The organism is Streptomyces sp. NPDC005811, assembly GCF_040630405.1.
Classification (GTDB): domain Bacteria; phylum Actinomycetota; class Actinomycetes; order Streptomycetales; family Streptomycetaceae; genus Streptomyces.
Window position 1 is genome coordinate 83,995 of the sequence record NZ_JBEXXK010000050.1, and the last position, 10,508, is coordinate 94,502.

13 protein-coding genes are annotated in these 10,508 nt (G+C 73.2%); 6 read left to right on the forward strand and 7 right to left on the reverse strand.

The window, feature by feature from the left end; all coding sequences use genetic code 11:
* Together ABZ490_RS39695 and ABZ490_RS39700 are read right to left on the reverse strand one after the other, a co-directional pair.
* Positions 1–940 (reverse strand): AfsR/SARP family transcriptional regulator (locus ABZ490_RS39695; RefSeq protein ID WP_359001975.1); only part of this gene is annotated, 940 nt, incomplete at its 3' end.
* A 63-nt stretch (positions 941–1,003) separates the two neighbouring features.
* Positions 1,004–1,564, reverse strand: coding sequence for a DUF6578 domain-containing protein (locus ABZ490_RS39700; RefSeq protein WP_359001977.1), 561 nt, complete (start codon positions 1,562–1,564; stop codon positions 1,004–1,006).
* 105 nt (positions 1,565–1,669) lie between these two features.
* Between ABZ490_RS39700 and ABZ490_RS39705 the strand changes: the two genes are divergently transcribed.
* Positions 1,670–2,470: a site-2 protease family protein gene (locus tag ABZ490_RS39705; RefSeq protein WP_359001979.1), complete on the forward strand. Its 801-nt coding sequence runs from the start codon at positions 1,670–1,672 to the stop codon at positions 2,468–2,470.
* On the opposite strand, the gene ABZ490_RS39710 is transcribed toward ABZ490_RS39705, so the two are convergent.
* On the reverse strand, positions 2,460–2,702 hold the full coding sequence (locus ABZ490_RS39710) for a hypothetical protein (RefSeq protein ID WP_359001981.1): 243 nt from the start codon (positions 2,700–2,702) through the stop codon (positions 2,460–2,462). The genes ABZ490_RS39705 and ABZ490_RS39710 overlap by 11 nt on opposite strands.
* Before the next feature lie 4 nt (positions 2,703–2,706).
* Positions 2,707–3,423 (reverse strand): NADPH-dependent F420 reductase, encoded by a 717-nt coding sequence (gene npdG / locus ABZ490_RS39715; RefSeq protein WP_359001983.1) that lies wholly within the window; start codon positions 3,421–3,423, stop codon positions 2,707–2,709.
* 102 nt (positions 3,424–3,525) lie between these two features.
* Here npdG and ABZ490_RS39720 point away from each other — a divergent pair, with 102 nt between their 5' ends.
* A complete protein-coding gene (locus tag ABZ490_RS39720; protein ID WP_359001985.1) occupies positions 3,526–4,122 on the forward strand; it encodes a hypothetical protein in 597 nt (198 codons plus the stop codon).
* Positions 4,123–4,310: 188 nt separating this feature from the next.
* Positions 4,311–5,645, forward strand: coding sequence for an MFS transporter (locus tag ABZ490_RS39725; RefSeq protein ID WP_359001987.1), 1,335 nt, complete (start codon positions 4,311–4,313; stop codon positions 5,643–5,645).
* Here the strand turns inward: ABZ490_RS39725 and ABZ490_RS39730 are convergent.
* Positions 5,642–5,881 (reverse strand): hypothetical protein, encoded by a 240-nt coding sequence (locus ABZ490_RS39730; protein ID WP_359001989.1) that lies wholly within the window; start codon positions 5,879–5,881, stop codon positions 5,642–5,644. The two genes, ABZ490_RS39725 and ABZ490_RS39730, sit on opposite strands and share 4 nt — an antisense overlap.
* A 58-nt stretch (positions 5,882–5,939) precedes the next feature.
* Here ABZ490_RS39730 and map point away from each other — a divergent pair, with 58 nt between their 5' ends.
* Together map and ABZ490_RS39740 are read left to right on the forward strand one after the other, a co-directional pair.
* Positions 5,940–6,797, forward strand: coding sequence for a type I methionyl aminopeptidase (gene map, locus ABZ490_RS39735; protein ID WP_055638794.1), 858 nt, complete (start codon positions 5,940–5,942; stop codon positions 6,795–6,797).
* 130 nt (positions 6,798–6,927) lie between these two features.
* On the forward strand, positions 6,928–7,575 hold the full coding sequence (locus tag ABZ490_RS39740) for a biliverdin-producing heme oxygenase (RefSeq protein ID WP_359001992.1): 648 nt from the start codon (positions 6,928–6,930) through the stop codon (positions 7,573–7,575).
* A gap of 84 nt (positions 7,576–7,659) precedes the next feature.
* Here ABZ490_RS39740 and ABZ490_RS39745 read toward each other — a convergent pair whose 3' ends face one another.
* Entirely contained in the window at positions 7,660–7,884 is a 225-nt protein-coding gene (locus tag ABZ490_RS39745; RefSeq protein ID WP_359001994.1) for a hypothetical protein, read from the reverse strand.
* Between the two features lie 143 nt (positions 7,885–8,027).
* The gene (locus tag ABZ490_RS39750) at positions 8,028–8,681 is read right to left on the reverse strand and encodes a PhzF family phenazine biosynthesis protein (RefSeq protein ID WP_359001996.1); all 654 of its coding nucleotides are present in this window, start codon (positions 8,679–8,681) and stop codon (positions 8,028–8,030) included.
* Positions 8,682–8,746: 65 nt separating this feature from the next.
* Between ABZ490_RS39750 and ABZ490_RS39755 the strand changes: the two genes are divergently transcribed.
* Positions 8,747–9,868 (forward strand): iron ABC transporter permease, encoded by a 1,122-nt coding sequence (locus ABZ490_RS39755; RefSeq protein WP_359001998.1) that lies wholly within the window; start codon positions 8,747–8,749, stop codon positions 9,866–9,868.
* Positions 9,869–10,508: the final 640 nt, after the last annotated feature.

Below are 10,508 nucleotides of genomic sequence, written 5' to 3' on the forward strand. Positions count from 1 at the left end.
GTCCCACCGGAGCCGTGCCGTGGCCGGGGTGCGCGGGCTGTGCCGCCGGAGCCGTGCCGTGGCCCGGGTACGCGGGCTGTCCCATCGGATCCGTGCCACGACCCGGGTACGCGGGCTGTCCCACCGGAGCCGTGCCGTGGCCGGGGTGCGCGGGCTGGGGCGCCGGAGTGGTGTCGTGGCCGAGGTGGGGGGCCGGTGTGGGGTGCGGGGTCGGTGGGTTGAGGAGTTCCGCGTGGAGGGACTGGAGTTCCGGGCCCGGGTCGGAGCCGAGGCGGTCGCCGAGGAGGCGGCGTACGCCGTCGTAGGCGGCCAGGGCCTGGGCCGGGCGGCCGGCGTCGCGCAGGGCGCGCAGCCGCAGGGCCTGGAGGGGCTCGTCCAGCGGGTGGGCGTCGCACAGGGCGGTGAGTTCCGGCAGCGACCGTTCGGCATGGCCGAGGGCGAGCGCGGCGGTGTGGCGGGCGCGCACCGCGTCCAGCCGGCGGGCCTGGAGGCGGGCGGCCTCCGTGGTGCGGTCGGGCAGGTCGGCCAGGGGCGGGTCCTGCCACAGCGCGAGGGCGTCGTCGAGGAGGACGGCCGCCTTGGCGGGGTCGCCGTCGGCGAGGGCGAGGGCGCCGTCCGCGGTGAGCCGCTCGAAACGGTGCAGGTCGACGGCGTCGGCGGTGGCGGTGAGCCGGTAGCCGCCCGCGCCGGAGGCGATCGCGCCCGCGCCCAGGGCCCGGCGCAGCCGTCCGACCAGTGCCTGGAGCGCGGCGTGACCGTCGGCGGGCGGATCCCCGGCCCACACCTCCTCCACGAGCAGCCCCGTGGGCACGCTCCGCCCCGCCCGCAGCGCCAGCACGGTCAGGAGCGCACGCAGCCGCGCCCCGCCGACGGCGACGGCGGTGCCGTCGGGGCGGAGTGCCTGGGTGGTGCCGAGAATGCGATAGCGCACGGGGTTCATTGTCTCCGGCGGGAACGGGAGCGGTCACGGAGTTGCGCCGGGGTGGCGCACACCGGGGGCGGGTCAGGGGTACAGGGGCACAGGATCCGGGGCGGGATCAGGGATCTCCAGGGTCGCCAGGACGCCCGACTCGGCGGGCCGTCGGCCCCGCTCGTCCGGTGTGCCGTCGTCGAACCACTTCGGGCAGCGGTCCACCGGGCGCAGGCCGCGTTCCCCCGGTACCGGCTCCCAGGTACGCGAACCGGGCGGATTCTCCTCGTACACCTGGGTCACCACCCGGACGGCCCGCACCCGGCCGGTCACCCGCGGGCCGCCGCCGTGCCCGTTGACGACGAGCAGCCCGACCATGCGGCCCCGGTCCCCCGGGAACAGCTCGTCGCAGGCGTCGCCGACCGGCACCGCCGCCGGACCTTCGCGCACGACCCGCACCGCGCCCCCGCCCTCGTCGTCCCGCACGTCCTCGACCGGCCCGGAGACCTTGGTGAGGTGTTCGTCCCAGCCGCCGCCGAGCACCTCGCCGGACGAACGCAGCAGCAACGGCCAGCTCACCTCGTCGCCTACGGCGAACGGCTCACCGCAGCACTCCATCTGCCAGTCCTCGTAGAACACCTGCCACAACCCCATGTCCCCACCTTTCCACGGAACCAGGGGACCACCGCGAGACGTTTTCCCCGTGCGCCCGGTACGGTCGGGCCGTTCCACGCGTGCCGAGCAGCTCAGGGGAGCCCCATGACCACCGCCACCACCCGTCACGGCGACCGGAGGATCAGCCCGGTCTTCGTCGGGATCCTCGCCGTCACCGCGGTCACCGGCTGGGCCACCTGGACCGGGTTCGCCGAGCAGCCCGGCCTGGCGGTGTTCCTGTTCGTGACGGCGGCCTGGATCGTCTCGCTGTGTCTGCACGAGTACGCCCACGCGCGGACGGCCCTGCACAGCGGTGACATCACCGTGGGGAGCAAGGGCTACCTGAGCCTCAATCCTCTCGCCTACACCCACGCCCTGCTCAGCATCGTGCTGCCGGTGATCTTCGTGATCATGGGCGGGATCGGTCTGCCGGGCGGTGCCGTGTTCATCGAGCGGGGGCGGATCCACAAGCGCTGGCAGCACAGTCTGGTCTCGGCGGCCGGTCCGCTGACGAACGTGCTGTTCGCGGCCGTGTGCACGGCGCCGTTCTGGCTGGACGCGCTGGACGGGGTGCCGGCCGCCTTCCGGTACGCGCTCGCGTTCCTGGCGCTGCTCCAGGTCACGGCGGCGATCCTGAACTTCCTGCCGGTGCCCGGCCTCGACGGGTACGGCGTGGTCGAGCCCTGGCTGTCGTACGACGTGAAACGGCAGGTGGAGCCGTTCGCGCCGTTCGGACTGCTGTTCGTGTTCGCGCTGCTGTGGGTGCCGTCGGTCAACGCCGTGTTCTTCGACGGGGTGGACGCCGTGCTGCGCGGGCTCGGCATCAGCGACTTCGACACGTACTGCGGCCAGAACCTCTACCGCTTCTGGCAGGAGACGAACGAGTACTGCGCGGTCAGCCGGTGACGGACTTCCGGGCCTTGTCCCGCTTGACGTAGTACCAGGTCATGTTGGACGACAGCCCCGCGAGCAGCACCCAGATCACCCCGAGGAAGCTTCCCTGCGCGAAGGAGACGACCGCGGCGGCGACGGCGAGGAGACAGACGACGAGGGTGTAGATCGCGAGGCGGGGCATGGTGCTGCTCTCCTGTCGGGGGACACCGGGTGGGCGGTGCGTGCGTCGTCCAGTGTCCCCCATGCGCTCAGACGTCCGTGACCCGCAGTCCCGCGTGGGCCTTGTAGCGGCGGTTGACGGAGATCAGGTTGGCGACCAGGGACTCCACCTGGTGGGCGTTGCGCAGCCGGCCCGCGAAGACGCCGCGCATGCCGGGGATCCGGCCGGCCAGGGCCTGCACGATCTCGACGTCGGCCCGCTCCTCCCCCAGCACCATCACATCGGTGTCGATCTCCTCGATCGCCGGGTCCTGGAGGAGGACGGCGGAGAGGTGGTGGAAGGCGGCCGCGACCCGGGAGTCCGGCAGCAGGGCGGCGGCCTGCTCGGCGGCGCTGCCCTCCTCGGCCTTGAGGGCGTAGGCGCCCTTCTTGTCGAAGCCGAGCGGGTTGACGCAGTCGACGACGAGCTTGCCGGCCAGTTCCTCGCGCAGCGACTCCAGGGTCTTGCCGTGTCCGTCCCACGGCACGGCGACGATCACGATGTCGCTGCGGCGGGCGGTCTCGGCGTTGTCGGCGCCCTCGACGCCGTACCCGAGCTCCTCGGCGGCGCTCTGCGCGCGGTCGGCGGCGCGCGAGCCGATGATCACCTTCTGGCCGGCCTTGGCGAGCCGGTAGGCGAGACCCTTGCCCTGCGGGCCGGTGCCGCCGAGCACGCCGACGACCAGTCCGGAGACGTCGGGGAGGTCCCACGGGTCCTTGGCGGGGGCCTTCGCGGGGGCGTTCTGTGCGCTGTCGGTAGAGGTCATGGGCCGACTTTACGTGGGGCGGTGACGGCCGCTTCGCCGTGTCGGGTGAATCGGGGGCGAAGCGGGGGCGGGGGCGGGGCGGCTGGGGCAGGATGCGGGCGCATGGACGCCGTACGGGTCGCGCTGCTGCGCGAGGTGCTCGCCGGGACGGAGTGGCTGGGGGCCACGCGGAGGTTCGGCGCGGTGCTGCGCGGATCGGTGGTCTCGCACGGGGGCGGGCTGCTGCTGGTGGGGACGGCGGGGTACGAGCCCTGGCATCTCGCGGCGCATCTGGTGGACGAGGCCGCGTGGTCCGGTACGCCGGAACTGGCACCGACTCTCGTACGGCATCACGCGCGTCCCGGCGATCCCGCGCATCTCGCGGTGGGCCTCGGGCGGATCGAGGCGGCGCGGCGGGGCGAGACGCTGCTGGTGGCGTCGCCGGAGGGTGATCCGGCGCTGCTGGAACGGGTGGCGGACGCGCGGCGCTGCGGGCTGACCGTGCTGTCCCTCGGTCCGGGCGAAGGTGAGCTGACGGCGCTGTCCCACGAGACGCTGACCGTGCCGGACGGCTCGGAGCTGGACCTGGACACCGTGCAGCACCTGGTCAGCGCGGCGGCGGGCGAGAGCGGGCGCTCGGCGCGAGTGCGGCGGGGCTTCCGCGACCGCCTCGCACGACTGGCGGAGTCCCTGACAGCCCCGCCCCCTCCGTCCTGGTGACTTGCCCACCCACCCCCCGTCTCGGTGGGAACACTGCCTCCGGCAGAACCGACTGGGGGCGGCCCAGCCCGGGGGCCGGCGCGGCAGACGGCCGGGCGCGGGAGGTGGGTGGCTTGTGCGGCCGGGAAGGTGCGGCGGGTGGGAAAACCCGTTGCCCTCCTCCCCCGGGCCGCCGAGCATGGCCCCTCGTGGTCATCGACTCCCTGCGCGCGCTGCTTCCCGATCTCGCCCCCTGGCGGGCCTCCCGTGACTTCCGGCGGCTGTGGGTCTCGGGGCTGATCTCGAGCTTCGGGAGTTTCCTGACGTTCGTCGCGCTGCCGGTGCAGTTGAAGGAGCTGACGGGGTCCGCGGCGGCGGTGGGGGCGATCGGGGCCGTGGAGCTGGTGCCGCTCGTGGTGTTCGGGCTGTACGGCGGCGCGCTCGCCGACGCCCTCGACAAGCGGACCCTGATCCTGTGGACGGAGGCCGGGCAGGGCCTGCTCAGTGCCGCCCTCCTGGTGAACGCGTTGCTGCCGGAGCCCGCCGTATGGCCGCTGTACCTCGTCGCGGGGCTCTCCGCCGTGCTGTTCTCCGTGCAGCGGCCCGCGCTGGACTCGCTGTGGCCGCGCATCGTCGCCCATGAGCATCTGCCCGCGGCCACCGCGCTGAACTCGCTGCGCTGGACGGTCGGCGGGGTCGCCGGCCCGGCGGTCGCGGGGATCGTCGTGGCGTACGCGGGCCTCGGCTGGGCCTACGCCGCCGACGCGCTCACCTTCGCCGTCTCGCTCGCCCTGACCGTCGGCATCGCCGCCTCCCCCGCCGCCCTCCCCCACTCTCGGCTCCGCTCGAGCGGGGGCACCCCCATGGCGGCGAAGCCGTCCTGGCAGGCGATCGCCGAGGGCGCCCGGTACGCCTGGGGACGGAAGGAACTCCTCGGGACGTACGCCGTGGACCTCGCCGCGATGTTCCTGGCCATGCCGCTCGCCGTGCTGCCGTTCCTCGCCGACGAACTGGACGCCGAGTGGTCGCTGGGCCTGATGTACGCGTCCGTGCCGGCCGGGGCGATGCTGGTGAGCCTGACGAGCGGCTGGACCTCCCGGGTGCACCGGCACGGCCGGGCGGTCGTGGTCGCGGCCGCGCTGTGGGGCGTGGCGATCGCGGGCGCCGGGCTCGTCGGCAACGTCTGGCTGGTGCTGCTCTGTCTGACCCTCGCGGGCGGGTGCGACATGGTCAGCGGGATCTTCCGGGGCGCGATGTGGAACCAGACGATCCCGGACGAGCTGCGCGGGCGGCTCGCCGGGATCGAGCTGCTGTCGTACTCGGTGGGACCGACGGTGGGCCAGGTCCGCAGCGGCGGTGTCGCGGCCTGGCTGGGGGTGCGGACGTCCGTGTGGTCGGGCGGAGCGCTGTGCGCCGGCGCGGTGGGACTGCTGGCCCTGTGCCTGCCGGCGCTGATGCGTTACGACGTACGGACCGACGACCACGCGGCCCGCGAACGCGAGCGGCGCGCGGCCCAGGCACCCGCACCGGTCACCGGCGGCTAGTCCTCACCCGCCTCACCCGCCTCGCTCTTCGGCGCGTCGTGCCAGCGCGGGTCGTTCTCCCACTGGAGGTTGCGTTCGCGGGCGCTCTCCATGGCGTGTTCGGCCTCCTGGCGGGAGGCGTACGGGCCGAAGCGGTCCTTGCCGGGGCAGTCCGGGCCCTCCTCGACCTTCTTGTGCTCCAGGCAGTAGTACCACTCGCCCGGCTTTCCCGTGACGCGCCGTTTGAACAGGGGCATGACCGGCTCCTCTCGCCACCCACATGTTCCCCCGTGGCCGCTCGATAGACTCGCGGGCATGTCTGGCCAGTCGCTGCTCGTGCCCGGGGAACTCTCCCCCACCCGTTCCGTGCCCGGAAACATCCGCCGTCCCGAGTACGTCGGCAAGCCCGCGCCGAAGCCGTACACCGGCGGTGAGGTGCAGACCCCCGAGACCGTCGAGGCGATGCGGGTCGCCGGGCGGATCGCCGCGCGGGCGATGGAGGAGGCCGCCAAGCTGATCGCGCCGGGGGTGACCACCGACGAGCTGGACCGGGTCGCGCACGCCTACATGTGCGACCACGGCGCCTACCCCTCCACGCTCGGCTACCGCGGCTTCCCCAAGTCGCTGTGCACCAGCGTCAACGAGGTGATCTGCCACGGCATCCCGGACTCGACGGTGCTGCGCGACGGCGACATCGTCAACCTCGACGTGACGGCGTACATCGGCGGGGTGCACGGCGACAACAACGCGACCTACCTGGTCGGGGACGTCGACGAGGAGAGCCGGCTGCTGGTGGAGCGGACCCGGGAGTCGCTGAACCGGGCGATCAAGGCGGTCCGGCCGGGGCGCCAGATCAACATCATCGGGCGGGTCATCGAGTCGTACGCCAAGCGGTTCGGGTACGGCGTGGTCCGGGACTTCACCGGCCACGGGATCAACTCCTCGTTCCACTCGGGCCTGATCATCCCGCACTACGACAGCCCGCACGCGACGACCGTGATGCAGCCGGGGATGACCTTCACGATCGAGCCGATGCTGACGCTGGGGACGCACGACTACGACATGTGGGACGACGGCTGGACCGTGGTCACCAAGGACCGCCGGCGCACCGCCCAGTTCGAGCACACGCTGGTCGTGACGGAGACCGGCGCGGAGATCCTCACGCTGCCGTAGCGCCCGGCAGCGATCGATCGAAAGGCCCGCTCCCCCGGCCGGAGCGGGCCTTTTCCTTGTACGCTTTTACCGACAAGGTGTCGGCAAAAGCCATTGACTTAGGTAAGCCTTACCTTAGAGGATGAGCGGCATGGACTCCTTCTCGACCGTCATCCGCACCGCCTCCCACGAGCAGCACACGGAGGCCGAGACCTCGACGTTCATGAGCGACCTGCTGGGCGGCCGGCTCGGCGTACAGGCGTACGCGCGCTACACCGAGCAGCTCTGGTTCGTCTACGAGGCCCTGGAGACCGGTACCGAGCGGCTGGCGTCGGACCCGGTGGCGGGACCGTTCGTGCGGCCCGAGCTGTTCCGGCTGGCCGCGCTGGAGCGGGACCTGGCCCACCTCCGGGGAGCGCACTGGCGGGCGGGGCTGTCGGCCCTGCCGGCGACGCGGGCGTACGCGGACCGGGTGCGCGCCTGCGCCGAGGACTGGCCGGCCGGGTACGTCGCCCACCACTACACGCGCTACCTCGGCGACCTCTCCGGCGGCCAGATCATCCGCGACCGGGCCGAGAGGGCCTGGGGCTTCGAGAAGAAGGGTGACGGCGTCCGCTTCTACGTGTTCGAGGAGATCGGCAACCCGGCGGCCTTCAAGCGGGACTACCGGGAACTGCTCGACGCGGTGCGGGCGGACGACCTGGAGAAGCAGCGGATCGTCGCCGAGTGCAAGCGGGCCTTCGCGCTCAACACGGCCGTGTTCCGGGCGCTGGGCGAGGAGTTCCCGCTCTCGGCCTGAGCGGCCTGAGACGGCGGCGGGAGACGGCGGTGGGCCCCTTCCCGCGGCGGGAGGGGCCCACGTCCGTCGCGCGGTCCGGTCCGGTCAGAACCAGCCGCAGTACGCGCCACCCCAGAAGATGTCGCTGGAGACCGTGTCGATCTTGCCGACGTACGGGCTGCACACGGGCTCGTGGTCATCGCCGTAGCGGGCTTCCGAGCCGTGGTGGCCGCCGTGGCGCGGCCCCTCGTCGGCGGTGGCGCTCGTCGCGCCGGCGGCGGCCAGGGCGATCCCCAGGACGGTGGCGGCCAGAACTGATCGGATACGCATGATGCTCCTCTCACGGAGGCGGAGTGGTCACGCCAGAGGTAACCGTTCGCCTCCCGGCGCACACGCGGGACCACCCGTACGGCCGCCCGGAACACCACGGACGCCGGGCGCCGGATGTATCGTCCGGCGCCCGCCCCCGGCGATCAGCGCTCGGCGCCCTCCAGACGGACCCGGCCGCCGATCTCCACCCAGCCGTACGGCTGCGGGGCGGTGAGGATCTGGGATCCCGCACCCTGGGTGATGTTCAGGGCGCGGCCCAGCCGCTCGGTGAGCAGGAGCGCGGCGGCTCCGGTCGCCTCGTCCTCCTCGATGCCGTCGCCGCGGCCGGGGAAGCCGCGGGCGCGGATCCGGCCGGCGGGCTCGTCCTCCCAGGCCCAGGCGTAGACCCACTCGCCGGGCGACGGCACGCTCAGGTCGTCGACCTCGGCGGCGCTCGCGTACTGACGGAACGTGCGCGGCGGGGCCCACTCGGCGCGCGCCTCGATCCAGCTGAACTCCCCGTCCAGGCGGGCGCCGACGACCCCGGCCGGGGTGACCAGTTCGGGGACGTCGAGCAGCCAGGCGGCTCCGACGCAGGGGTAGCCGGCGAAGGGCAGGCGGGAGGTGGGGGTGTAGATGTCGATGACCCCGCGCTCGGGATCGTCGACGAACACCGTCTCGCTGAAGGCGAGTTTCGCCGCCAGGGCCTGGCGGTCCTCCCGGTCCGGCAGCACCGAGCCTTCGCGGACCACGCCCAGTTCGTTGCCGTAGCCGCCGTTCGGCGCGCAGAAGACGCGGAGCACGTCGTAATCAGTCACTCCGGAATTGAAACACCGCACGGACGGGGTGACTTAGATAGGTAAGGCTAACCTAAGATTCACTCATGACTGTCCTGGACGCGGAAGTGGATGACCCGGCGGACGAGAGAGCGGGCGGGGAGGCGGGCGCGGAGGCGGCTGAGGGGGCCGTACGGCGGAGGCGCGGGGTCACGTGGCCGCTCACCCTCGGACTGGTGGTGGCGCTGCTCGTGCTCGTGCCGGTGGCCGGAGCGCTCGGGGCCTATGCGATCCCGGTCGAGGACGTGCTCGCCTCCGTGCAGCACCGGCTCGGGCTCGGAGGACGGGAACTGGACCGGGTCGCGGAGTCCGTGCTGTGGAACGTGCGGTTCCCGAGGATTGTGCTGGCGCTGCTCGTCGGGGCCTCGCTCGGGTGCGCCGGGGCGCTGATGCAGGGCGTGTTCGGCAATCCGCTCGCCGAGCCGGGGGTCATCGGGATCTCCTCCGGGGCGGCGGTCGGGGCGGTGGGGGCGATCGCGTTCGGGGTGAACGTGCTGGGGACGTGGACCGTGTCGGCGTTCGCGTTCCTCGCCGGGCTCGGGACCGTGCTGGTCGTGTACGCCATGGCGCGGTCCGGGGGCCGTACCGAGGTGGTGACGCTGATCCTCACCGGGATCGCGGTGAACGCGTTCACGGGGGCGCTGATCGGGCTGTTCCTGTTCTTCGCCGACGCGGCGGCGATCCAGCAGATCACCTTCTGGCAGCTGGGGTCGCTGTCGCAGGCGACATGGCCGAAGGTGGTCGCGGTGCTGCCGTGCGCGGTGCTGGGGCTGGGGGCCGCGCCCTTCTTCGCCCGCCGGCTGGACCTGCTCGCGCTCGGGGAACGGCCGGCCCGGCATCTGGGGGTGGAGGTGGAGCGGTTGCGGGTGGTGCTGATCCTGGTCGTCGCGCTACTGACGGCGGCGGCGGTGAGCGTGTCCGGGATCATCGGGTTCGTGGGGCTGGTGGTGCCGCATCTGCTGCGGATGGCGGCGGGGCCCGGGCACCGGTTCCTGGTGCCGGGGAGTGCGCTGCTGGGGGCGTTGGTGCTGTTGGGGGCGGATCTCGTGGCGCGTACGGTCGCGGCGCCTGCGGAGTTGCCGTTGGGGGTGCTGACGGCGCTGCTCGGGAGCCCGTTCTTCTTCTGGCTGTTGCGCAGGACGCGGCGGCGCCAAGGCGGTTGGGCCTGACCCTGCCCACCCACCCGCCCGCCTCGCCCGGACAAGTGGTCACCCACCGAGCGCCGTTCGGTCTCCGGCCGTCGTCGAGTGCGGCTCGCAGGGGACCGTTCGCGCAGTTCCCCGCGCCCCTCGGGACCGGGCTCCGCCCAGCCCCCGATCCCCACCAACCCCGCCCCGATCCACACCCTCACCCCCCTCTCCACCCCCATCTGCCCCCCCGCCCGACCCTTCCCACACCCCTCACCCCCTCTGCCCCCACCCCTTCCTCGCCCCTCACCTCTTCGGCCCCTCCTTCACCTCCTCCCGCCTCCCCTTCCTCGGCCCCTCCAACCCCTCCCCCCCTTCGCTCCCGCCGGCCATCCCTGGCCTCCCCGCCCCTTCCTCGCCCGCTCCGCCCCCTCCTCACCTCCCCGCCCCCTCCTCGCCCCTCCACCCGTTCCTCGACCCTCCCCCTCCGCTCCGCCCCTCGCCCCCTCCGCTTCTCCCCACCCCCGCCTCTTCCTCGCCCCCTCCACCCCCACCGCTTCACCCCTCCGCTCCGCCCCTCCGCTCCGCCCCTCACCCCCCTCCACCCCCACCGCTTCACCCCTCCGCTCCGCCCCTCCGCTCCGCCCCTCACCCCCCTCCACCCCCACCGCTTCACCCCTCA

Coding starts and splice junctions, on each gene's coding strand:
- ABZ490_RS39705 (WP_359001979.1), top strand. CDS start 1,670: ATGACCACCGCCACCACCCGTCACGGCGACCGGAGGATCAGCCCGGTC.
- ABZ490_RS39710 (WP_359001981.1), bottom strand. CDS start 2,702: ATGGGGGACACTGGACGACGCACGCACCGCCCACCCGGTGTCCCCCGA.
- ABZ490_RS39740 (WP_359001992.1), top strand. CDS start 6,928: ATGGACTCCTTCTCGACCGTCATCCGCACCGCCTCCCACGAGCAGCAC.
- ABZ490_RS39730 (WP_359001989.1), bottom strand. CDS start 5,881: ATGCCCCTGTTCAAACGGCGCGTCACGGGAAAGCCGGGCGAGTGGTAC.
- map (WP_055638794.1), top strand. CDS start 5,940: ATGTCTGGCCAGTCGCTGCTCGTGCCCGGGGAACTCTCCCCCACCCGT.
- ABZ490_RS39745 (WP_359001994.1), bottom strand. CDS start 7,884: ATGCGTATCCGATCAGTTCTGGCCGCCACCGTCCTGGGGATCGCCCTG.
- ABZ490_RS39755 (WP_359001998.1), top strand. CDS start 8,747: ATGACTGTCCTGGACGCGGAAGTGGATGACCCGGCGGACGAGAGAGCG.
- ABZ490_RS39720 (WP_359001985.1), top strand. CDS start 3,526: ATGGACGCCGTACGGGTCGCGCTGCTGCGCGAGGTGCTCGCCGGGACG.
- npdG (WP_359001983.1), bottom strand. CDS start 3,423: ATGACCTCTACCGACAGCGCACAGAACGCCCCCGCGAAGGCCCCCGCC.
- ABZ490_RS39700 (WP_359001977.1), bottom strand. CDS start 1,564: ATGGGGTTGTGGCAGGTGTTCTACGAGGACTGGCAGATGGAGTGCTGC.